At 67.5% G+C, this 22,403-nt stretch carries 16 protein-coding genes; 7 read left to right on the forward strand and 9 right to left on the reverse strand.

The window, feature by feature from the left end; translation table 11 throughout:
• Window positions 1-161 precede the first annotated feature (161 nt).
• The 3 genes from ACMGER_RS08925 to ACMGER_RS08935 form a co-directional block, all read right to left on the reverse strand.
• The gene (locus tag ACMGER_RS08925) at window positions 162-3,263 is read right to left on the reverse strand and encodes an efflux RND transporter permease subunit (protein WP_436811805.1); all 3,102 of its coding nucleotides are present in this window, start codon (window positions 3,261-3,263) and stop codon (window positions 162-164) included.
• Window positions 3,260-4,297 (reverse strand): efflux RND transporter periplasmic adaptor subunit, encoded by a 1,038-nt coding sequence (locus ACMGER_RS08930; protein ID WP_436811806.1) that lies wholly within the window; start codon window positions 4,295-4,297, stop codon window positions 3,260-3,262. Before ACMGER_RS08930 ends, ACMGER_RS08925 begins: the two co-directional genes overlap by 4 nt.
• Before the next feature lie 125 nt (window positions 4,298-4,422).
• Window positions 4,423-4,986, reverse strand: a complete 564-nt coding sequence (locus ACMGER_RS08935; RefSeq protein WP_436811807.1) for a TetR/AcrR family transcriptional regulator — start codon at window positions 4,984-4,986, stop codon at window positions 4,423-4,425.
• A 158-nt stretch (window positions 4,987-5,144) separates the two neighbouring features.
• Between ACMGER_RS08935 and ACMGER_RS08940 the strand changes: the two genes are divergently transcribed.
• Both ACMGER_RS08940 and ACMGER_RS08945 read left to right on the forward strand, forming a co-directional pair.
• Window positions 5,145-6,596, forward strand: coding sequence for an efflux transporter outer membrane subunit (locus ACMGER_RS08940; protein ID WP_436811808.1), 1,452 nt, complete (start codon window positions 5,145-5,147; stop codon window positions 6,594-6,596).
• A gap of 162 nt (window positions 6,597-6,758) precedes the next feature.
• Window positions 6,759-7,652, forward strand: coding sequence for an NAD(P)/FAD-dependent oxidoreductase (locus tag ACMGER_RS08945; RefSeq protein WP_436811809.1), 894 nt, complete (start codon window positions 6,759-6,761; stop codon window positions 7,650-7,652).
• 43 nt (window positions 7,653-7,695) lie between these two features.
• Here ACMGER_RS08945 and ACMGER_RS08950 read toward each other — a convergent pair whose 3' ends face one another.
• Window positions 7,696-8,580, reverse strand: a complete 885-nt coding sequence (locus ACMGER_RS08950; RefSeq protein ID WP_436811810.1) for a tyrosine-protein phosphatase — start codon at window positions 8,578-8,580, stop codon at window positions 7,696-7,698.
• Window positions 8,581-8,597: 17 nt separating this feature from the next.
• Window positions 8,598-10,883, reverse strand: coding sequence for a TonB-dependent receptor (locus tag ACMGER_RS08955; protein ID WP_436811811.1), 2,286 nt, complete (start codon window positions 10,881-10,883; stop codon window positions 8,598-8,600).
• Window positions 10,884-11,178: 295 nt separating this feature from the next.
• Here ACMGER_RS08955 and ACMGER_RS08960 point away from each other — a divergent pair, with 295 nt between their 5' ends.
• Entirely contained in the window at window positions 11,179-12,219 is a 1,041-nt protein-coding gene (locus ACMGER_RS08960; RefSeq protein ID WP_436811812.1) for a TetR/AcrR family transcriptional regulator, read from the forward strand.
• An 88-nt stretch (window positions 12,220-12,307) separates the two neighbouring features.
• Window positions 12,308-13,738: an MFS transporter gene (locus tag ACMGER_RS08965; RefSeq protein WP_436811813.1), complete on the forward strand. Its 1,431-nt coding sequence runs from the start codon at window positions 12,308-12,310 to the stop codon at window positions 13,736-13,738.
• Here ACMGER_RS08965 and ACMGER_RS08970 read toward each other — a convergent pair.
• The gene (locus tag ACMGER_RS08970; RefSeq protein ID WP_436811814.1) at window positions 13,620-14,075 is read right to left on the reverse strand and encodes a YaiI/YqxD family protein; all 456 of its coding nucleotides are present in this window, start codon (window positions 14,073-14,075) and stop codon (window positions 13,620-13,622) included. The two genes, ACMGER_RS08965 and ACMGER_RS08970, sit on opposite strands and share 119 nt — an antisense overlap.
• A complete protein-coding gene (locus tag ACMGER_RS08975; RefSeq protein WP_436811815.1) occupies window positions 14,072-15,808 on the reverse strand; it encodes a DEAD/DEAH box helicase in 1,737 nt (578 codons plus the stop codon). Before ACMGER_RS08975 ends, ACMGER_RS08970 begins: the two co-directional genes overlap by 4 nt.
• A gap of 411 nt (window positions 15,809-16,219) precedes the next feature.
• Between ACMGER_RS08975 and ACMGER_RS08980 the strand changes: the two genes are divergently transcribed.
• The 3 genes from ACMGER_RS08980 to ACMGER_RS08990 all read left to right on the forward strand — a co-directional run bounded on the left by ACMGER_RS08980 (window position 16,220) and on the right by ACMGER_RS08990 (window position 20,805).
• The gene (locus ACMGER_RS08980) at window positions 16,220-16,756 is read left to right on the forward strand and encodes an RNA polymerase sigma factor (RefSeq protein WP_436811816.1); all 537 of its coding nucleotides are present in this window, start codon (window positions 16,220-16,222) and stop codon (window positions 16,754-16,756) included.
• A complete protein-coding gene (locus ACMGER_RS08985) occupies window positions 16,753-17,721 on the forward strand; it encodes a FecR family protein (protein WP_436811817.1) in 969 nt (322 codons plus the stop codon). The genes ACMGER_RS08980 and ACMGER_RS08985 overlap by 4 nt, the downstream gene beginning before the upstream one ends.
• 117 nt (window positions 17,722-17,838) lie before the next feature.
• A complete protein-coding gene (locus tag ACMGER_RS08990) occupies window positions 17,839-20,805 on the forward strand; it encodes a TonB-dependent receptor (RefSeq protein ID WP_436811818.1) in 2,967 nt (988 codons plus the stop codon).
• A 116-nt stretch (window positions 20,806-20,921) separates the two neighbouring features.
• Here the strand turns inward: ACMGER_RS08990 and ACMGER_RS08995 are convergent, their stop codons facing one another.
• Together ACMGER_RS08995 and ACMGER_RS09000 are read right to left on the reverse strand one after the other, a co-directional pair.
• The gene (locus tag ACMGER_RS08995) at window positions 20,922-21,425 is read right to left on the reverse strand and encodes a hypothetical protein (RefSeq protein ID WP_436811819.1); all 504 of its coding nucleotides are present in this window, start codon (window positions 21,423-21,425) and stop codon (window positions 20,922-20,924) included.
• A 99-nt stretch (window positions 21,426-21,524) separates the two neighbouring features.
• Window positions 21,525-22,319, reverse strand: coding sequence for an NPP1 family protein (locus ACMGER_RS09000; RefSeq protein WP_436811820.1), 795 nt, complete (start codon window positions 22,317-22,319; stop codon window positions 21,525-21,527).
• Window positions 22,320-22,403: the final 84 nt, after the last annotated feature.

The following is a 22,403-nucleotide window of genomic DNA, read 5'->3' on the forward strand; positions in this document are numbered from 1 at the left end:
CGCCGGTCTCAGGCCGGCGGCGCACTCGATCTTCTCGATCAGATCCTCTCCCGTGACAGTGCGGTCTTCGGATGCAGTCGGGCTAGCTGAGCCTCGCAGAGCTGCCCATGACCCACTCTCGCGGCAGGATGTCGTCGTCGGCTCATCGGAACCGGGCGCGCTCATTCCGCCGCCACTGATTGCGGGCTCTGCTCGCCTGGCTTGATCCGGTACCAGAGCGCATAGAGCGCGGGCAGGAAGACGAGCGTCAGGATCGTGCCGACCAATGTGCCGCCGATCAGCGTGAAGGCCATCGCCCCCCAGAACACCGAATGGGTGAGCGGGACGAACGCGAGGACCGCGGCCAGCGCCGTCAGGATCACCGGCCGCGAGCGCTGCACGGTCGCCTCGACCACGGCGTCGAACGGCGTCCGTCCTTGTTGCTGGTTCTCCTGAATCTGGCCGATCAGGATCAGCGTGTTGCGCATCAGGATGCCGGCCAGCGAGATCAGCCCCAGGATGGCGTTGAAGCCGAAGGGCTGGCCGGTCAGCAGCAGCGTCGGCACGACGCCGATCAGCCCCAGCGGCGCGGTCAGCAGCACGATCGTCATCGCCGAGAAGCTGCGGACCTGCAGCATGATGACGATCATCATCAGCAGGATCATGATCGGGAAGATCGGGGCCAGCGCCGCATTGGCCTTGCCCGACTCCTCGATCGAGCCGCCCATGACGATCTGGTATCCGCTCGGGAGGCCGCTGATGACCGGCTGGAGCTTCTTGAACATCGCGGTCGAGACGTCGGGCGGCTGCAGGCCGTTGGCGATGTCGCCGCGTACGGTGATGGTGGGCACCCGGTCGCGGCGAAGCAGGATCGGATCCTCCATGCGCAGCTCGATCTTGCCGATCTGGCTGATCGGCACGCGCTGGCCATTCGCCGCGGTCAGCGCGAAATCGCCGATGCGCGCCGGATCGAGCCGCGTCCCGCCGGCGGAGCGCGCGACCACGTCGACGGTACGGATATCCTCGCGGACCTGCGAGACGGTCACGCCCGAGAGCAGGAACTGCAGCTGCTCGCCGACATCGCCCGAGGTCAGGCCCATCGCACGCAACCGGTCCTGGTCGAGCACGAAGTGCAGCGTCGGCACCCGCTCGCCCCAGTCGGTGTTGACCGTGCGCATCATCGGATCGCCGACCATGGTCGCGCGGACCTGCTCGGCGATGGCGCGCACCTTGTCGATATCGGGACCGCTGACGCGGAACGCCACGGGATAGGGCGAAGGGGGCCCGAAGACGAGCTGCGTCACCCGCACCTGCGCGGCAGGAGCGAGACCGTCGGCCACGGCCTGCCGCAGGCGCTTCTTCAAGGCGTCGCGTGCCTCCTCGTCGGGCGTGCGCACGACGATCTTGGCGAAGGACGGATCGGGCAGTTCCGGCGAGAGCGCCATGAAGAAGCGCGGCGCGCCTTGCCCGACATAGGCGGTGACGACCTTCGCCTCCGGCTGCTTGCGCAGCCAGGCTTCGACCTTTTCCGTCGCGGCGCTGGTCTGCTCGATCGAGGTGCCCTTGGGCATCTGGACTTCGACCAGAACCTCGGGGCGGTCGGAAGTGGGGAAGAACTGCTTCTTCACCAGCGTCATGCCCGCACCGGCGATCAGGAACGCCGCCAGCGTCGCGATGGTCACCAGCCGGTTGCGCTTCACCGCCCAGCGGATCAGTTGGCGCACCTTCTGATAGCGCGGCGTCTGGTAGATGGCGTCATGGCCGCCTTCGACCGGCTTGATCGCCGGCAGCAGCTTGACGCCCATATAGGGGGTGAAGATCACCGCCACGACCCAGGATGCGAGCAACGCGAAGCCGACGACCCAGAAGATGTTTCCGGCATATTCGCCGGCTGTGGACTTTGCGAAGCCGACGGGCATCAGGCCGATCACCGTCACCAGCGTGCCCGCCAGCATCGGCGCGGCGGTGTGGCTCCAGGCATAGGCCGACGCCTTGATGCGGTCGAAGCCCTCCTCCATCTTCACGACCATCATCTCGATCGCGATGATCGCGTCGTCGACCAGCAGCCCGAGCGCGAGAACCAGCGAGCCGAGGGTGATGCGGTCCAGCACCCTGTCGGTCGCCCACATGATGACCAGCACGATCGCGAGCGTCAGCGGCACCGCGCCCGCGACGACGATGCCGACTCGCCAGCCGAGCGCGATGAGGCTGACGATCATCACGATTGCCAGTGCCTCGAGAAATGTCCGCATGAACTGATCGACGGCCTGGGAGATGTTCACGGCCTGGTCGGTGACCGGCACGAGGGACATCCCGAGCGGCAGCTCCGACGAGATCGCCTGGACTTCGGCGCTCAACGACTTGCCGAGGTCGAGCCCGTTCCAGCCCTCGCGCATCACCACGCCCAGCAGCAGGGCCGGCTCGCCCTGGTTGCGGATCAGGAAGGTGGCCGGGTCTTCATAGCCGCGCCGGACTTCGGCGATGTCCGCCAGGCGCAAGGTCCTGCCGTTGGCGATGATCGGCAGGTCGCGAATCTTCTCGAGATCGTCGAAGGCGCCGTCGAGCCGCACCAGCACCTGCGGTCCGTTCGCCTCGATCGCGCCTGCCGGGGTGACGAGGTTCTGCTGCGCCAGCGCCGAGAATATCGCGCGTGGCGCGATCCCCAGCGTCGCCAGCCGATCCTGCGCGAACTCGACGAAGATGCGCTCGGGCCGTTCGCCGACGATGTTGATCTTCTTGACGCCGGGCACGTGCAGCAGCCGCTGGCGCAGCGTTTCCGCCTGCCGGGCAAGCTCGCGCTGCGGCTCGCCCTTGGCCTTCAGCGCATAGAGCGCGAAGGTCACGTCGCCATATTCGTCGTTGACGAACGGACCGGCGACGCCGCGGGGCAGCGTGGGTGCCTCGTCCCGCAGCTTCTTGCGCGCCTGGTAGAATTCTTCCTGCACTTCGGACGGGGGTGTCTGGTCGCGCAGGATCAGCGTGGTGAAGGCGAGGCCCGGGCGCGTGAACGTCTCCGCGCGGTCGTACCAGCGCAGCTCCTGCAGCCGCTTTTCGAGCGGCTCGGCGACCTGGTCCTGCATCTCCTGCGCGGTGGCGCCGGGCCAGGCCGTCACCACGGTCATCTGCTTGATGGTGAAGCTCGGGTCCTCGGCGCGGCCGAGGCTGAGGAAGGCGACGATCCCGGCAGCGGAGATCGCGATGATGAAGAACAGCGTGACCGCGCGCTCGCGGACGGCGAGAGCGGACAGGTTGAACCTGCCCTGGGATTCGGATGCCTCGCTCAACGGACCGCGCCCGCCGCAACGCGGACCGGCTGGCCCTGGTGGAGCATGTGCGCGCCCAGCGCGACGAAGCGTTCGCCCGGGCGCAACCCAGCCGACACGGTTGCCTTCTCCTCACCGATGGCGGCAAGTCGTACCGGGCGCCAGCTGACCTTGGGACTGTTCCCGCCGGCAACGACCCAGACGCCGGGTCCCTTGCCGCGGTCGTAAATCGCGCCGAGCGGAACCGCGATCGTCGCCTGTTGACCGGGCGTGCGGAGCCGGACGGTTACCGTCGATCCGAGAGGCGCGCTCGCGGGCGCGCCGGCAAGGACGAACCGCGCCTCGAAGGTCCGCGTCGCCGGATCGGCCGCATCGCCGAGCTGCCGTAGCCGGGCGGTGCCGCCAAGCCCGCCATAGGTCCGCGCCTCCGCCTCCGTGCCCAGTGCCGGGCGAAGCGTCTCGGGCAAGGCGACAATGGCTTCGCGGGCGCCCGAGCGCGCAAGCCGGACGACCGTCTGGCCGGCCGCGACCACCTGTCCCGGCTCGGCCAGTGTCTCGGCGACGACGCCGTCCGCATCGGCGACCAGCAAGGTGTAGGCGGCATCGTTCCGGCTGACGCGCGCTTGCGCCTCGGCCGCGGTGAGCTGGGCGCGCGCTGCAAGAGCAGCCGCCTTTGCCTGGTCGTAAGCTGACGCCGAAACCGCACCCGCCGATACGAGATCGCGGTAACGCGCCTCGTCGGCGGCGGTCTGGATCGCGCGGGCGCGCGCAGCCGCGACCGTGCCGGCCGCCGCCTGCGCCGCGAGCGTGTAGTCGGTGGGGTCGATCCGCATCAGCGGCTGGCCCCGGCGAACGGCCTGGCCAGCATCGACCAGCCGCGCCACCACCTTGCCGCCGACTCGAAAGCCGAGATCACTCTGCACACGCGCGCCAACGATGCCGGTGAATTCGCGGGCGCTTCCTTCGGCGGCGCCGGCAGAGGCGATTCGCACCAGCGGCGGCTCGGTGCGCGGATCGGCGTCCGATTGCCCGCACCCGGCCAGCGTCCCAGCCATCAATCCAACGATTCCGACGCTTCGCGCGCAAGACGATATCGACACGCAGGTTCCTCCTGTTCAGTCGGAACCAGATGTCATCATGTGACCAATATGTCAACTAGTCACAAGCAAGTGCTTCGTCTTCAGGGCGCGAGGCTTCGCAGCACCAGCCCGGTCACCTCGGTCTGCGCATCGGGCAGGAGGTCGAGGCTGCGCTCGAGGAAAATCGGATCGATGAAGGGTAGGAAGGCGTAGAAGATCGATCGACGGGTTTCGTCGAGTGGGGTCTTGCGCTCGAACTCGCCACTCTCGCGGCCTTCCTTCAGGATCTCTTCGAGCAGGCCCTGCAGGCGCTCGGTATAGGCCCGCACGACCTCCCAGTTTTCGGACGATGCATGGACCGCGATCTCATAGAGCTTGCGATCGGAGAAGAGCAGCTCGACGGTTGCGGTGGTGGCGGTTCTCGCAAATCTACGCAGTTTGTCGGTCGCGTCCTCCCCTTGGTCCACCGCCTCCCGGACCTGGTCGAATAGCCCGCCTACACACTCGCCGCAGATCGCTTCGCCGATCGCCTGCTTCGATTCGAAGAAGCGGTAGATATAGGCCTTGGAGAAGCCGATCTCGCGCGCCAGGTCCGCGACCGTCGTCTTGTCATAGCCATAATGCGCGAAGCATTCGCGCGCGGCCTTGACGATCTGGTCCCGCACCGAATGTTCCGCCGGTCCGCGCGTAGCGGCCTTGCTTGTGCTTTGAGTCTTCATGACTCGATGCATAGCGTCAATAGACCGGATTGACAAACTGTGACCATATATGTCATTGGTCACACGTTCATGAAATGGTTCATGAAGCTGCTGCCGGACCGCATATGCGCATTTCACCTTCGATCCTGACCGCCGCCGCGACGGCGGCGCTGCTCGGCGGCTGTGCCGTCGGTCCGGCCTATGTGGCGCCCCAGGTGGCGGCGCCACCGGCGTTCATGGGCGGCCCTGCCGTCGAGGCCGCGACGGGGCAGGCCGCAAAAACCGATCTGGTGAACTGGTGGCGATCGTTCGACGATCCGCTGCTGGCACGCCTGGTCGAACGCGCGCTGGCGCAGAATCTCGACCTGCAGCAGGCGAGCGCCCGCGTCGTGCAGGCGCGCGCCGCGCTGCGTCACGCCAAGGCCGACCTCCTTCCTTCGGGTCAGGTCAGCGGCCAGGCGAGCGAAAACTATCAGTCGCTCGAGACGCCGCAGGGCCGCATCGCCAGCGCCCTGCCGGGGTTCGAGCGGGAAGCGCAGAGCTATGAGCTGAACCTCGGCGCGAGCTGGGAGCTCGATCTCTTCGGCGGCAAGGACGCCGCGCGCGACGCTGCGCGCGCCGACTGGCAGGCATCCGCAGCCGCCGCCGCCGCCGCGAGGCTGATCGTCGCGGCGCAGACGGCCGACACCTATGTCGCGATCCGCAGCCTCCAGGCGCGGCTCGACGTCGCCCGGAGCCAGCAGCGGGTCCAGCAGCAGCTGGTCGACCTGGTCGGGCTGCAGTATCGCAAAGGGGTCGCGGCCGAGCTGCAGCTGCGCCAGGCCGAGGGGGCTCTGGCGCAAGTGAAAGCCGGCGTTCCGGAGCTCGAGCAGAATCTCGACGCCGCGATGAACGCGCTGGATGTCCTGCTCGGCCTCCAGCCCGGATCGACCCGGTCCGAGCTCGCGGCCGCCGCGCCGATCCCCAACGTCCCTGCGGTCTCGGACGCCGGCGGCCCGGCCGCCTTGCTGCGCCGGCGTCCGGACATCATCGCGGCCGAACGCACGCTTGCCGCGTCGAATGCGCGGATCGGAGTCGCGATCTCCGAATATTATCCCAAATTCTCCTTGAGCGGCCTGCTCGGCACGGCGACCATGGGCGCCGGCGGATTGTTCGGCGGCAATGCCACCCAGGCCAGCGGCGTGCTCGGATTGCGCTGGCGCCTGTTCGACTTCGGCCGTATCGATGCCGAGATCGCCGCAGCACGTGGCCGCAATACCGAGGCCCTGGCCGCCTATCGCCTGACCGTCCTCAGAGCCTCGGAGGATGTGGAGAACGCCTTTACGGCGCTCGTCAAGCAGCAGGCCCGCGCGCGGATTCTTGACGAAGGCGTCTCCTCGCTCACCAGGGCCCGCGCATCCTCGCTCGCAGCCTATAAAGGTGGCGTGTCCAGCCTGCTCGACGTGCTCGACGCCGACCAGCGCCTTCTCGCGAGCCGCGATGCCGAAATTCAGTCGAAAGCGGCTGCCGCCCGGGCCGCGATCGCCTCCTTCCGGGCGCTTGGCGGCGGATGGGATGCCTCGATTGCGCCCGGTTGAGCCAGCGAGGCGGGCCCGGCTTCCAGCTTCGCTGCTGCATGGGCGACTTTCTCGCCGATGCCGAAGCCCTGCTCGCTGCCCGTCCCGAGCGTCTATCGCTGGACGATATTGCGTGCCAGCCCCAGCCCAATCTCCTCCATTCACAACTCGGAGCCCATCACCATGGATGACGTCATCATCATCGGCGGCAGCTTTGCCGGTCTCGCCGCCGCGCTGCAGCTCGGCCGCGCCCGCCGCAAGGTCACCGTTCTCGATACCGGCCTGCCGCGCAACCGCTTCGCCGGCCACTCGCATGGCCTGCTCGGCCACGATCACAAGCCGCCGCTGAACATCCTGGCCGAGGCGCGGCAGCAGCTGGCGCGCTATCCCACGATCAGGCTGGTCAATGCCCGGGCCGACAGCATCTCCGGCGCCATCGACGATTTCTCCGCCCTCACCGCCGATGGTGAAAGCCTTAGGGCGCGCCGCCTGATCCTGAGCTATGGCGTCGCCGACCAGATGCCTGATGTTCCGGGCTTTGCCGAAGGCTGGGGCACGTCCATCGTGCCCTGTCCCTATTGCGACGGCTTTGAAGTCGCCGACCAGCATTGGGGCCTCGTCTGGTCCGGCCCGCAGTCGCACAATCATGTCAGGCTGTTCCACGATTGGACCGACAGGTTGACGGTCTTCGCCGATGGGCACGACATTCCGCCCGATATCCGGGCCGATCTGGCGCGCCGCAACATAGCTGTCGCCGATGGCCGGATCACCGGGATCGCCCATCGCGGGGGCCATAACGCCACCGTCAGGCTCGATACCGGCCCCAATGTCGCGGTCGACATCCTGTTCGCGCATCCGCGCAACAAGCCGTCCGCAAGCCTGCATGAGACGCTGGGCCTCGCCACGGTCGATAGGCCCGACGGCATCGTCCTCAAGGTCGACGAGCGCCGCGAAACCAGCATTCCCGGCATTTACGCCGCCGGCGACCTCGCCAACCCTCTCATGCCCTCGGTCACCACGGCATCATCGCACGGCGCGATGGCGGGTATCTTCGCGCAGCAGTCGATGCTGGTTTGAGAGCACGGATTCCCTCCTCCGGTTGCCGGGGGCCCTGCGTGCCTTACTTCTCTGTGAAACGTCGGCGGAGGGCGACGAGATCGGCGCCGCTGAGACCGAGCTTGTCACGGAGATAGGCCTCGGGACCGCCGGGATAGGCATCGATCACACGGAACACGGCCTCGATATAGCTCCGGTCGACGCCCATGAACGCCTGCAGCACGGGCGGCGGCAGTTGCTTCCAGCCCTGCGACACGCTGTCGTCGGCGGTCACGGCCCGGCGCGGATCGAAGTGGCGATTGCTGAGGAGATAGTCCTGGATCACCGTCTCGCGCGGCACGTCCAGCGCGGTCAGGATCAGCGCCGCGGCGACGCCGGTGCGGTCCTTGCCTGCCGAACAGTTGAACGCCAGCGGCACATTGCCGGCGAGGAACTGCTCGAACATGCGGCGGTACTGGCCGTTGAACTGCTCGAGCAGGCGCGGGTAGAGGGAGGCCATCATCCGGTGTGCCTGATCGCCGTTCCAGCTCTTGGCGGCGCGGAAATCGAGCCCGCCCATGTCCAGCTTGTAATCGTCGGCGAACACCTTCGGCGCCTTGCCGTCTGGCCAGCGCACGGGGGCCGCCTTGCGCTCGTCGGTGCTGCGGAAGTCGCAGACCGTGCGGATGCCGATCCTGTCGAGATAGGCGAAATCCGCCTCGGTCAGCCCGTTCATCGCGCCCGAGCGGTACAGCAACCCCCAGCGCACGGTGCGCCCGTCGCGGGTACGGTAGCCGCCGAGGTCCCGGAAATTCTGGCCACCCTGGAGCGGCAGCGCACGGCTATGCTTCGACTGCGCTTGAACCTGCGCCTGCCTCGGGGCCGGCATTTCCCCGTGCAGCGCCGAGATGCCGAGCGACGCAAGGGCCGCGAGCCCGCCGAAGGTGCCCGCGAGGATCGTCTTACGCATCTTCCATTCTCCCTGACTCAGAAGCGCAGCGTGCCGTCGAGGCCGAAGGTGCGCGGTTCGTTGTAGATCCCGAAGTCGCCGCCGGCGGCGTAGGCGGAGTGGCTGCGGACGAAGAGGTGCTGTTCGTCGAACAGGTTGCGCGACCACAGCGACAGCTCGAGTTTCGCGCCGCGCGTGAGATCGATCCCACCGATCGCGAGCCGGCCGTTCACGATGAACGCGCTGTCGGTGAGGGTCGGCTCTCCCGCCATGGAATAATAGCCCTCGGCGATGTTGGCATCGAGGTGGGCGCGCAGCACCGCGTCGCCGCCGAGCGCGACGGCATAGTCGATCGCGCCGCTGCCGGCATGTTCGGGCGTGGAGGTGATGTAGACCGTCTGCAGCGCCCCGCCCAGGAACGGATTGGCGGCGGGGGGCAGCTCGCCATGCGTGTAGGCATAGGCGGCCGACAGGGTGAGGCCGGGGAGCGGCGCCAGCGACGCATCGATCTCGATGCCTTTGATCGTGCCGTGGCCGGGCGCGTTCATCGTCTCGATGGTCGTGCGGTTGGTGCCTGCGTTGGGCGCCAGGAAGTCGATCTGGATGTCGGTGTAGCGAGTCGTATAGGCGGCGACGTTGAAGCGCCCGCGCTTGTCCCAGAAGCTCGTCTTGAGGCCGGCCTCGAAGGTCGAGACCGTCTCCGGCCCATAGGCGCGATAGGTGAGCGAGCGCGAGTTGGCGCCGCCCGCCCGGTAGGCGGTGCCCCATTTGCCGTAGAGCTCGACATCGTCGCTCGGATCGAGCGCGACCGTCACCTGGGGATCGAAATGATCCTTGGAGAAAGTGAAGCTGTAGGGCGCGTCGGCGCCGTTCACCTTGTAGAGGCGGCCGCTCTTCTCGTCGTGGGTGAACCGGCCGCCGACGGTCAGGCGCAGCATGTCCGAGAGCACCGGCGGGGTCCAGGTCGCCTGGCCGAAGGCGGCGTAGCTGTCGGCCTTCGCCGTGCTCGCGCGGTCGGGGAAGGGAGTCGCGGCGCCGGCGGCAAGGGAGGGCAGCGGTGTCGCCGCCGTGCCGTCCGCGTTCCACCGCATCGTGTTGGGGCTCCAGGCGTCGTCGTCGCCCGCCTCGTGGTAGTAATAGAGACCCGCGACATACTGCAGCCGGTCGGCATCGCCGATCAGCTGGAACTCCTGGCTGAACTGATGCTGCCGCATCGACGCCAGGCTGTACCGGCTGAAGGCCGCGTTAGGCCGGAATACGCCGGCATGGGCGCCGATGCCATTGTCGTACTGGTTCTGCTTGAGATCGCGATAGGATGTGATCGAACGCAGCTTGATGCCGTCCGCCACCCGCCAGTCGAGGTGCAGCCCGAAGCCGTAGGTCTCGCCGACGCTCGGCTGCTGGGGCACGCCGATGTCGACGGTGCCGGCGCGGTCCGGCTGCACCTGGACGAGCGGGGCGAGCGCCGGCGCGGCGGGGTTCCTGTTCAGCAGCTGGACGTAATAGGAGGTGGTCGCGTCATAACTGTAGTCGGCGTCGAGCTGCGCGCTGAAATCGGCGCTCGGCTCCCACAGCGCGGCGACATGCGCACCGCGCCGATCGAACAGGTTGAAGCCGTCGGCACCCTGGAGCGTGTTCTTGACGGTGCCGTCGCGCTTCAGGATCACGCCGTCGAACTTGAGGCTGATGTTCGAGAAGGACGGCAGGTCGAGATGCGTCTCGGCCGAATAGCCGTCGAAGTTGCGCACGCCGACCGTCTGGCGCAGCTGGAACTCGCCCGAGGGCTTGCGCGTGACGATGCTGACCGCACCGCCCACCGAGTTGCGGCCGAACAGCGTGCCCTGCGGGCCTTTCAGCACCTCGATCCGCTCGATGTCCATCAGCGCCATGCCCAGGCCCTGCGAGCGGCCGAGATAGATGCCGTCGATATAGACGCCGATGCCGGCATCGCGGCTCGGCTGGTTGGCGTCGCCGCCGGTGATGCCGCGGATGCCGATGCTGAGCGCCGAGTTGCGCGAGAAGGAGGGGGAGACGCGCAGCGAGGGAACCGCGCCGTCCTGCAGATCGAGCAGGCTTTGCACGTGCCGGTCGGCCAGCGCCTCGCCGCCGAGCACCGAGATCGCGATCGGCGTCTTCTGTAGGTTGGTCTCGCGCTTCTCCGCCGTCACGACGATATCGGTCAGGCCTTGTGCGTCGGCCTGGGTGCCTGCTGTCGCATCGCCGCCGCCGTCCTGGGCATGGGCGGCAAGGGGGACGAGCAGCCCGCCGATCGCGGCGCCCGCCAGCATCGTCGTCCGCAAGCCGTCCAGAAATGTCCGTTCCATGTCCACGCCCCCTTGAGTCGGTGAGCGATTAGAACGGTTGTATGTCGCTCCTGTGACACTTGTCTCAAAGACAATGATCGCCGAATATCGGTGCGGAAATCCGGAGGATGCGATGCCGAACAAACCACGGCAAGTCGACGATGAGGGCCCCACATCGCCTCAAAGGCTTGTTTCTGCGGTACTTTCAGCTTGGAAATCCGAAGGAGCGGCCGGCATATCCGCACGCGCTCTGGCTGGAGCCGCCGGCCTTCCGGTCTCGTCCATCTACTACCACTTTGGCGATCTGGAACGTTTGTTGGAGACGGCGCACTCCGAAGCCCATGCGCGCGCCGCGCGATGGTGCGAAGCCCAGATCGGCGCGATACGCGGGGAGGCGCGGGGCGCCGCCGCGATGGGTCCGCTGCTCGCCGCGCTGATCGACGACTGGTGCGAGACCCGGCGGACCTTGGCCTTCGCGTGGCGCGAGAGCGAGCTGATGGCGTTGCGCGATGCACGGCATGTCGCATCCTGCGGCAAATGGCACACGCTCTGGCTCGGCTTCTGGCAGGAGGTCTGCGCGGGCCTCGGGATTCCCGAGATGGCGACGGACACGACCTGGATGTTCGAGGGCGCGAGCGCGCTGCATCTGCTGCGCTGGCGGCGTCCGCTCGATCGCGCCGCGCTCAGCGAGCTGTGCCATGGCTGGGCCGGCTGGCTGGAAGGCCGCCTGGCTGCGCCGGCAGTCTGGTTCGAGCTTGCGCGCCGCGATGCGACGGCCCTCATCACGCCGCCGGCGCCGGATGATCCGGTGGCGGACGCGATCGCTTCGGCGGCCGCCGCGACGATCGCCCGGCGCGGCGTCGCCGCGCTCACGCACCGTGCCGTGGCGGCGGAGGCCGGGGTGACGCTCGGCATGGTCTCCTACAAGTTCCGGACGAGCGCCGACCTGCTCCACGCCGCCTTCGAAGCGATCTATCGCCGCATGGTGCCTCAATCGACGAGCGAACTGGCGGCCATGCCCGATATCGGACGCGAGGAGGCGCTTGCGCGCATCGAGGTCGGCTTTCCGGCGCGCGAGGACATGCTGGGCGCCGACGAGCTGCTGACCGCCTGCGCGCGCGATCCGGCCTTTCAGGCGTTCGCGGCGCAGCTGCGCTATCTGCGCGGGCGGACGTCCGGGCGCTATTTCCAGGCGCTGATGGGACGCGACCGGCCGATCGCGCCGATCGACGCCGCGATCTTCTCGGCCCTGCTTTCGGGACGCAGCCGCGCGCATCTCTGCGGCGGTCGGACGCTGACCGACGGCGCGTCCAGCGGCGATTTCACTGCGCTGCTCGCCCGGCTCGACGGCGGCTGAGGCCCGGCTTCGACCCTGAGCTTCCCCCTGACGCACGTCACGCGTTCGTCATCGCTGCGGTGCACCACGACCGCGAAGGGAACCCGAAGTGCGCGCCGATTCGCCGGAGCGGCTGAGCCTGGCCAGGCTTGCCATCTTCTCGCTGCCGATGGTGATCGTGGCGACGATCGAGACGGCGTGGCGGGTCTACCTGCCGAGCTTCTTCGCGACCGGCCTCGGGCTGTCGCTCGGCACGGCGGGCGCGCTGCTGATGGCGGCGCGCCTGTTCGACAGCGTGATCGACCCGGCGATCGCCTGGGCAAGCGACCGCTTCCCGACGCGTCACGGCAACCGCCGTCCCTGGCTGGTGGCGAGCGTGCCGCTGGTGATGCTCGGGGCATTGGGCGTGTTCTTCGTCTGGCCATGGACGAGCCTGGGCTTTCTCGCCGCAGCCTGCCTGCTCCTCCACCTCGGCTATATGATGCTCGTCACGCCGCATGGCGGGTGGGCGCTCGAGATCGCGCGCGATCCGGCCGAGCGACTGCGGGTGATGGGCGCCAAGACCTGGTTCGCGGTCGCCGGCATGATCGCCGTCGTGCTGCTGCCCGCCGCGCTCGAGCGCGGCTTCGGTGTCGGGCGGCAGGGCCAGGTGGCGGCGCTGGGCGTGATCCTGCTGCTGCTGTGCCCGCTGGCGGTGTTCCTGGTCGTGCGTCATGTCGGTGAGCCGCGGCTGCCCCGCACCCGCGCGGCGGAGCTCGCCAACCCGCTGCGGCTGTTCGCCGGCATTGCGCGCGATCCGGCGCTGCGGCCGATCCTGCTGCTTTATCTGTTCGCCGGGCTCGCAGAGTCCGCCAGCGCCGCGACGTTCCTGTTCTTCATCGAAGGCGCGCTGAAGCTCGAGCGCTGGGGAAGCACGTTGCTGCTCGTGCAGTCGTCGATGATGCTGGCGGCGCTGCCGCTATGGAGCAGGTTGGGCGGCTGCGTGAGCAGCCGGCGCCTGCTGATGTTCGCCTATGCCGGGCAGATCGCGGTGGCGCCGTTCGCCCTGTTGCTGCCGGCGGGTACGGTGGCCGCCGTGATTCCCTACCTGCTCCTGCGCGGACTGTTCGCGGGCGTGGACTTCATGCTGCTCCGTGCGATGGTCGCCGAGGTGGCCCGCGCGACGGCCGCCACTGGTTTGCGCAATGGCGCCAGCTGCTATTCGGTCAGCAACATCACGCTCAAGCTCGCGATGGGCGGCGGCGCCTGGCTTGCGCTCTCGGTGGTGGCTGCCGCGAGCGAGCCATTGGCAACGGGTGGAGATCCCGATATGCAGGGCTTGGCGATCAGGATCGCCTATGCGCTCCCGTCGATGATCGCGAGCGCCGCGGGGCTGCTCATCCTCGGCGCGAGAAACCGAACGGTTCGGTGTCGGACACGGCTTATCTGCGCATTCGCACCAGCACAGCGTCCAGCGCTTGGAGAAAGTTCGAGCGGTCGCTCCTCGAGAAGGGAGGCGGGCCGCCCAGCTGGTCGCCACCGGCGCGCAGGTCCGCCATGATCGCGCGGTGGGCAATCGCGCCGCCGATCGAACCGGTGGTGAAGGGTTTCCCGTTAGGTGCCAGGACCGTTGCGCCCTGCTTCAGGCAACGATCGGCGAGCAGGATGTCCGCCGTCACGACGATGGAGGCCGGGCCGGACGTATCGGCGATCCAGTCGTCGGCCGCGTCGAATCCCTCGCTCACGACCACGCGCTCGATCAGCGGATGAGCCGGCACGCGCAGGTGGCTGTTGCTGACGATGATCACCGGCACTTCGTGGCGCCACGCGACCCGGTATATCTCCTCCTTCACCGGGCAAGCGTCGGCATCGACGAGAATGCGCGCGGCTTCGCTCATCGGCTGCGGTTTCTTCGCCCGGGCATGTTCGGTCTGCCGCCGCGACGAGGCTTCGTCGGCTCCGCGCCGTACGGCCGGGCCCGACGCGGCATTTCCGAATGGCGAGGATCGCGCGCCGCGCTCGGCGCGGCTTCCGAGGGTTCGATCCGCACGCTCTGCTCATCGCCTTCCGACGCGGCGGTCCGCGCGAGCGCCGTGCTGAACTTCGCCGCGACCGCGCGGGGCACCTGGAAATGGGTCTCGTTGGCGCCGATCCGGATCGCGCCGATCTCGTTCTTGGTGATATGTCCGCGCCGGCACAGCAGCGGCAATATCCAGCGGGGGTCGGCATTCTGCCGCCGGCCGATGTCCATGCGGAACCAGACGATGTCCTCGAAACCCGGCCGGTGCCGCTCGCGTTGCGCTGCGTGCCGCGCCTCGGGCGTGTTCTCGATGAGCTCCTCGGGTTCGGGCAGCGCGGTACGGTGGGCCCGGACCAGCGCGGCGGCGATATCCTCGGGCGGGCGTTCGGCCATCAGCAGCGCGGCCAATGCGCGATCCTCCTCGTCGACCTCGATGGGCTGGAGCAGCGCGGCCAACAGCCGCTCGCGATCCTGCGCCCGGATCGCCTCGGGCGTGGGCGCATCGATCCATTCGGCGTGGATCCGGGCGCCGCGCAGCATCGACTCGACCCGCCGGCGCTGCGGATAGGGTACGACCAGGATCGCCGTCCCCTTCTTGCCGGCGCGGCCGGTACGGCCCGACCGATGCTGGAGCGTCTCTGCGTCGCGTGGAATCTCGACATGGATCACCAGGCTCAGGCTCGGCAGATCGATGCCGCGAGCTGCGACGTCGGTGGCGACGCACACCCGCGCCCGCCGGTCGCGCAGCGCCTGAAGCGCGTGGTTGCGTTCGGACTGCGAGTGTTCACCCGAAAGCGCCACCGCTGTGAATCCGCGCTCCTGCAGGACCGAATGCAGCCGCCGGACATTGTCGCGCGTCGCGCAGAACAGCATCGCCGTCTCGGCTTCGTGAAAGCGCAGCAGGTTGACGACGGCATGTTCGATCTCGGCCGGCGAGACGGTTACCGCCTGATAGGCGATGTCGCCATGGCCGGCAGCGTCGCCCACGGTCGAGATCCGTAGCGCATCGCGCTGGTAGCGTTTCGCCAGCGCGACGATCGGCCGCGGCATCGTCGCCGAGAACAGCAAGGTGCGCCGGCCATCGGGCGTCGCGTCGAGGATTTCCTCCAGGTCCTCGCGAAAGCCCATGTCGAGCATCTCGTCGGCCTCGTCGAGCACGGCGACGCGCAGGGCGGAAAGGTCGAGCGCGCCTCGTTCGAGATGATCGCGCAGCCGGCCCGGCGTACCGACGACGATCTGCGCACCCGCACGCAGCACCCGCCGTTCCTTCGACGCATCCATGCCGCCGACGCAGGTCGCGACGCGCGCACCGGCCCTGTCGTAGAGCCAGCTCAGCTCGCGGCTCACTTGCAGTGCGAGCTCGCGCGTCGGTGCGATGACCAGGGCGAGCGGCGTTATGACGGGCGGCACGCGTCCATCCTCGCCCAACAGCTCAACGGCCATCGCCAGTCCGAAGGCGACCGTCTTGCCCGACCCGGTCTGCGCCGAGACGATCAAGTCGCGCCGTGCGGTTTCCGGCTCAAGAACGGCGGCCTGCACAGGTGTGGGGTCAACATAGCCTCGCTCGGTGAGTGCTACGCCGAGGACGGACGGTAGATCGGAAAAGCTCATAACACTCGCAAATCGTTGATGCTGTAAAGGCGGGGGCAGAGATCAGAGGCTGTCGCCCCATCCGTTCGCCCACCGACTGGGAATCATCCGGTCCGCCGGGCTCACGCCGGATAGATGGAGACCGCGCTTTCTAGCGCAAGCAGTTCGAGAGAGCGAACTCGAACCGAATTATGTGATGTATGCGAGTCGGGGTTCGACGGACTCCGGAACGGGGGTGGTCCATTTCCATCTCGGTGATCTGGCCCATAGCGCATCCGACCCGCAACGGCTGCTCCCTACGCCGCGGCTGTCATGGGAGCTTCATGGAGTCCGCCTAGCGGTCAAGCATAAAGGGCGATTCTCGGCTTAGGGAAACAGCATGACGGCGGCGGTGCGGCAGCCTGACCGGCTTCCTTTCGGAGAGGCGGCACGATGAACGAATTGGCCGCCATCGCCGCGCGCCGCCACGCCGCGGCCGAAGAAGTGGCGCTGCGAGCCGCGCTCCACCGCTTCGTCCAGGGGCGGCTGCGTGACCGCGACGAGGGCGAGGACATCGTCCAGGAGACCTATGTCCGCCTCTATGATTATCGCCGCACCCGTGGAGTTGCCGATGTCGGCGCCTTTTGCTTCGCGGTGGCGCGCAATCTGGTGTTCGATCATTTCCGCCGGCATCGTACGATGCCGGCGCGCGCCGAGCTCGTCGAGGACATCGTCTGTCCGCTGCCGCGTGCCGAGGAAGTGCTCGATTACCGGCAGCGCGTCGATATCTTGGTCGCGGCGCTGCGCGTGATGCCGCCGCTTCGGCGGGAGGTGTTCCTGCGCCGCCGGCTCGATGGTGTCGCCGGCGCCACCATTGCGAGCGATCTCGAGATGAGCCTCGCCGCCGTGGAGAAGCATTGCACCCGTGCCGTGGCCGATCTTCGCGCGGCGCTGGAACGGCGCGGCCTGCCGCCGGGAGCCGCGCGATGAGCCGGCACGCGAACCGGCGCGCTGCGCTTCGGGAGGCCGCGCGCTGGGCGATGCGCGAGGATGAGGCCGTGCTCGGCGAGGCCCCGCCCGCCGCCGCGGCGGATATCCAAGAGATGCTCGATGATCCCGCGCTTGCCGACGCGATGGGCCAGTTGCCCCGGCTCTCGGACGGCGATATTCAGGCCATGCGAGCTGATCGGCGTCGGGCGATCGGCGCCGGCGGCGCGCTCGCGCTGATCGCCCTGCTCGGCATCGGCGGCTGGCAAACCGGATTGTACCGCCCGACCGCACCGGCGCCGCTCCATTACGAGACCGCGCGCGGCCAGCAGCTGGCCGTCGAACTCGCCGACGGCTCAAGGCTCCACCTGAATGGAGACACCAGCCTTGACGTGACGCTCGGTGCCGGAAGCCGCAGCGTCGCGATGCAGCGCGGCGAAGCCTATTTCGACGTCGCCCATCGGCCCGACCGGCCCTTTACCGTCTATGCCGGAGGTTCGGCGACGCGCGTGCTCGGTACCGCATTCGACATCGACGTCGTGAGCGGCGTCGTGCGTATCGCTGTCTACCGCGGCAAGGTCCGCTTCGGCGGTGACCTCGCCGACGGTGCCGACGACAAAGCGGTGACGATCGAGGCCGGCTGGCGCACTCGCTTCGCCGACGGCAGAGCGCGCGCGCCGACGCGGTTCGATGCGGCGCAGCAGGATTGGCGCCAGGGATGGCTCGATACCGACAATATGCGGCTCGCCGAACTGGTCGACGCGCTGAATCGCCGCGGCGGCCTGTGGATCGCGCCACCGCCCGAGGCGCTCGCGCCGATCGCTATTTCCGGGCGCTTCCGGCTCGATAACCCACAGCAATTGCTCGGCGCGGTGGGCGCGGCTTATGATTTCCAGGTCGTCCGCGAGGGGAGGGAGCTGCACCTCGTTGCTGGTGCCGGTGCCGGCACGCAAACGTCAGGTCAGTGACGCCGCGCTGCAAAAAAACTTTTGTCCGGAAGCCAAGCAATCCCCGTCCACCTCCCGGGGGCGCACGTCGCGCCTGAGCGGAGGAACGTCATGGAACGCATTAGGGGAATCTCACTTATGGCAATGGCCATCACGCTCGCCATGCCGGCCTTGGCTCAGGCGCGCAGCGCCGACGTCGCAATGGGCGCACAGATGCGCTTCGACATCGGCGCATCGGACTTGCGCAGCGCCATCTCGCAATTCTCGCAGGTCACCGGGCTGCAGGTCGTCGTCGCACCCGACGCAGTGGCCGGTCGCCGCACCGGCGGGGTAAGAGGTGCGCTTACGGCGCGCGCTGCCCTCGATCGGCTGTTGCGCGGCACGAACCTCACCGCCTCGCTGAGCGGCGGGGTCGTCGTGCTCACCCCTGCGCGCGCCGTGGCCGCACCGCGCCGCATTGCCCGCGTCGTCGGCGCCGCGCCGGCCGTACGGACGGCGCCACCGGCCGAGCCTGAAGCGGTCCAGGCCGCGGACGAGCCCGAGATCGTCGTGACCGGCTATCGCGAGAGCCTCACCGCCGCGCAGGATCTGAAGCGCAAGGCGGTGGGCGCCGAGGACGATATCGTCGCGTCCGACATCGCCGCCTTTCCCGACCTCAACCTGGCCGAGGCGCTGCAGCGCATCCCCGGCGTCACGATCACGCGCGACACCGGCGAAGGCCGGCAGATCACGCTGCGCGGCCTCGGCCCGGATTTCACCCGCACCCAGCTCAATGGCATGGAAGTGATGGGCAACACCGCGTCGGGCATGGACAACCGCGGCGCGGTGAGCCGCTCGCGCTCGTTCGACTACAGCCTGTTCGCGTCGGAGCTGTTCAATCGGGTCGCGGTGCAGAAGTCGTTCGCCGCCGAGCAGGACGAGGGGGGTATCGCGGGCACTGTCCAGCTCTACAGCGCCAAGCCGTTCGATTATGATGGCACGAAATTCGTCGTCTCGGCCAAGGGACAGACCAACACCAATACGAGCGGCGTCACGCCGCGCATCGTCGGTCTCGCCTCGACCCGCTCGGGCGATTTCGGCGCGCTCGTTTCCGTCGCCTACAGCCGGATCAAGAACAACGAATATGGCTATCGCAACTGGGGCTGGGGCCTGACCAAATACGGCGCCGCCAATATCGGCCCGGAGATCGACGCGGCGACGCGCGACAAGCTGCTCGCCGGGGTGTTCCAGCCGACCGCCCAGTCGCCTTCGACCTGGTACACCGATCGCAGGCGGCTCGGCATCACGTCGTCGGTCCAGTATCACCCGGGCGACAATTTCAAGCTCGACGTGGACTTGCTGTACGGTCGCCTGTGGGACCATCGCGACGATTATGCGATCGCGAGCGCGGGCAGCAACGCGCTTACCGGCGCCACGGTCAACGGCGCCCAGGTGATCCACAGCGCCGTGATCGATGATACCAACACGCTGCGCGCGGCCAGCTTCACCGGCATCGACCAGCGTTCAGAGCATCATATCGTCGAGAACCATACCGACTTCTACCAGGCGGTCGCCAATCTGAGCTGGAAGGTTAGCGAGCGGCTGACGATCGACGCGCTCGCCGGCTATGAGGAATCCGATTTCGCCCAGCCGGTGTTCGACAAGGTGTTCATGGAAGCCAAGAACATGGCTTTCAGCTATGACACGCGCCCGCGCATCCCGGTCAACACCTACGGCGTCGATCTCACCGATCCGGATCTCTGGACCGTCCAGCGCCTGGACGTGCAGGAGAATGCGATCACCAACCGCTATAGCAACGGCAAGCTCAGCGCGACCTACGATCTCGGCGACGGGCTGATTTTCAAGGCGGGCGGCGCCTACAAGCATTTCACCAACAGCGGCTACACCTGGGCGAACAAGGTGTTCCACAACGTGCCCGCGAACATCGTCTTGCCGAACGGCATGAAGCAGCTCGTCGGTCCCGACACGCTGATCCAGTACGTGGTCGGCAATGTCGACGCCGTCTACGACTATGTCGGGGACAGTCGGGACCTGACCAGCGCCAATCTCCAGGCCGGCAGCGACTATCGCGTCGACGAGAAGACCTGGAACGGCTTCGCGCAACTCGCGCTGGACGCCGATCTCGGCGAGATGCGGCTGCGCGCCAATGCGGGCGTTCGCTACTATTCGACCGACCTCAACTCGTCGGGCCACCTCGCCACGGGGGCGGGCTTCGTACCCGTCTCGATCGACACGAACAGCCACGGATGGCTTCCCGCGGCCAACGTCGCGCTGGACGTGACCAGGAACCTGGTGGTGCGCGTCAGCGCCAGCCGCAACGTCAATCGTCCGGCGTTGGGCGATCTCGCGGCGGCGGGCTCGATCACCACGCGCCCGAACGGCGGCAGCCTGAGCCTCGGCAACCCGTTCCTCAGGCCCTACAAGGCCACGTCGCTCGAGGGATCGGTCGAATGGTATATGGACCGCACCGGCTTCGCGTCGATCGGCGTCTTCTACAAGAAGATGGACAGCTTCATCTCGCCGACCACGACGACGATCCCCTATGGCCTGACCGGCCTGCCGCTGTCCCTGCTGATCCAGGGCCAGGACGCGAACACGCCCTATGACGTCAGCCAGCCGATCAACGGCCCTGGCGCGGACATCAAGGGGATCGAAGTCGCGTTCCAGCACGACTTCACCTTCCTGCCGGCACCGTTCGACCATCTCGGCGTGGTCGCCAACGGCACCTGGTTCGACGGACACCAGCAGGCGAAGGTCGGCACCACCTTTGTCCGGCTGCCGCTTTTCAACCTGTCCAAGTGGGCCGCCAACGCGACGCTCTATTACGAGGACAAGGATTGGGGCGTGCGCGTCTCCGATGCCTATCGCAGCAAATATTATACGGGCGTCGGCACGATCGGGAATGTCGGCGACTATATCGCCGCCACCCACAACATCGACTTCCAGGCGCACTTCAATCTGACACCGGGCATCCGGCTGATCGCCGAAGGCATCAACCTGACGAATGAGCCGATCGAGCAGTTCGCCGGCGGCGAAATCGCGCGCCGGGTAGTCTACACCACCAGCGGGCGTACCTTCACCTTCGGGGTCAGCGCCGAATTCTGATTTCGGAGCCGCCGTCCCGGTGAATGCCGGGGCGGCGGGTTTGCCGGAGGCAGTCAGCTCGCAACTCATCTTGAAAGGCGGCGAAGGCGCCGGCGGATGTCGTACGCCCGAGCCGCTCACATGGCTCGCTCGTCCGCCTGCACTAGCGGGGCCCGGATATGGAACAGATTGTCGTCGATCTCGTCCATCTGGACCGGACCGACCACCCTGTAGCCGTCTGCCTCGACCACCTTTGCAAGACCACCGAGCAGCATCTCTTGCCGCTTCTGCAAGAATTCGTCTCCGGTCGGCGGCGGTATCGTTGCCGTGACCGCGCATCCGGCGGAGTCGCAGCTGAAATCGACGTCCGTGAGCAGCGGATAGGTCCGGCGGACATGTGCGATAAGCTGATGCGGTAACGCCGGCAGGTTGGCGGCACGCGCCGGCATTGTGGCCGCGGGTGGCGGGGAGCTGTCCGCCGCCGGCGATTCTGCGATTACGATGCCTTCGGCCGCTGGTTTTTCGCCGCTTTCGGCACTCGACTGGATCAACCACCAGATCCCGGCCGCCGCGACCGCGAGGGCCAGAACCACGCATCCCGGCGTCGACACGCGTTTTAAAGCCACTCGATCCTTTCGCATGGGCGCTCCGGTAGCAAAAGCGGGACAGGTCGGCCGATCTGCCGGACGCAGCCTGTCGGAGCCCGCGCCGCCGACGATGGCGGCGCGGGCGGGAGTCGATCAGCAGATGGTCGAGCCGGCGGGGCAGCCCGGTGAATTGGCACCCGAGTCGAGATTCGGATCGAATCCCGGCGTGATGCTGGTATTGAGCGCGGCCGCCAGCACGCCCGAGAAGCGGGCATCCTTGTTGTCGAAATTCGCGCCGCTGAAGTTATAGTTCGATACCGCATCCCGCACGCTGAGCGACGGATAACCATTCCAGCTCACCAGCGGCTGGATCACCCACAGGCCGGTGCCGTTCTCGGGCGGCTCGTCGCCGTTGTCGGTCTTGGAAAAGCGCCACAGATGGGAGAAGCCCCAGGTCTCGTAGTGGAAAACCAACTTGACGTGCTGGCCGGTGGAATCGGTCAGGAAGCGAAGCTGGCCACCGCTCGTGGCGCGGGTGTCCCATCCGCCATGGTTGCCGCGCGTGACGCCGACTACGGTGCTGTTCGTGCCTTGGTCAGTCGTCCACACGATGATGGATTCCCAATCATAGGCGTGCGAGAAATCCGACTGCCAGAAATAGCTGTAGACACGGGCGCAATAGCCGTTGTTGCAACGGGCACGCGAATAGACGTTGCTCGTCCGCAGGTAATTGGCGTTGCGACACGATGCCGGCGGGCGAGTGGCATAGGTCGACGCGGCCGCACTGATCGCGCCTGAAGCGTCGACTGCCGGAACATTGAAGCAGACGTCGGTGTCGAAGTCGATCGCCGGCTGAAACCGCTTGTCAAGCGCAGTCGCCAGTTCCGGCAGCGGCGCGACCGGGGCCGGCCAGCCCTGCGCCTGCGCCGGCTTCGGCTGCAGTATCATAAGGGCTCCGAAAGCCGCGATGGATAGGCAACGAATGGGTGGGATGTCGAGATTAAATTGATTTCTCATAAAATCTCCTATTGT

The sequence above is a fragment of the Sphingomonas astragali genome, from assembly GCF_051400615.1.
Lineage (GTDB): Bacteria > Pseudomonadota > Alphaproteobacteria > Sphingomonadales > Sphingomonadaceae > Sphingomonas.

Bases quoted from the DNA above. Each gene is read 5' to 3' on its own strand.
- ACMGER_RS08990 (WP_436811818.1), top strand. From the start codon at position 17,839: ATGGCAATGGCCATCACGCTCGCCATGCCGGCCTTGGCTCAGGCGCGC.
- ACMGER_RS08970 (WP_436811814.1), bottom strand. From the start codon at position 14,075: ATGAGCGAAGCCGCGCGCATTCTCGTCGATGCCGACGCTTGCCCGGTG.
- ACMGER_RS08995 (WP_436811819.1), bottom strand. From the start codon at position 21,425: ATGCGAAAGGATCGAGTGGCTTTAAAACGCGTGTCGACGCCGGGATGC.
- ACMGER_RS08955 (WP_436811811.1), bottom strand. From the start codon at position 10,883: ATGGAACGGACATTTCTGGACGGCTTGCGGACGACGATGCTGGCGGGC.
- ACMGER_RS08940 (WP_436811808.1), top strand. From the start codon at position 5,145: ATGCGCATTTCACCTTCGATCCTGACCGCCGCCGCGACGGCGGCGCTG.
- ACMGER_RS09000 (WP_436811820.1), bottom strand. From the start codon at position 22,319: ATGATACTGCAGCCGAAGCCGGCGCAGGCGCAGGGCTGGCCGGCCCCG.
- ACMGER_RS08930 (WP_436811806.1), bottom strand. From the start codon at position 4,297: ATGGCTGGGACGCTGGCCGGGTGCGGGCAATCGGACGCCGATCCGCGC.
- ACMGER_RS08950 (WP_436811810.1), bottom strand. From the start codon at position 8,580: ATGCGTAAGACGATCCTCGCGGGCACCTTCGGCGGGCTCGCGGCCCTT.
- ACMGER_RS08985 (WP_436811817.1), top strand. From the start codon at position 16,753: ATGAGCCGGCACGCGAACCGGCGCGCTGCGCTTCGGGAGGCCGCGCGC.
- ACMGER_RS08980 (WP_436811816.1), top strand. From the start codon at position 16,220: ATGAACGAATTGGCCGCCATCGCCGCGCGCCGCCACGCCGCGGCCGAA.
- ACMGER_RS08945 (WP_436811809.1), top strand. From the start codon at position 6,759: ATGGATGACGTCATCATCATCGGCGGCAGCTTTGCCGGTCTCGCCGCC.
- ACMGER_RS08975 (WP_436811815.1), bottom strand. From the start codon at position 15,808: ATGAGCTTTTCCGATCTACCGTCCGTCCTCGGCGTAGCACTCACCGAG.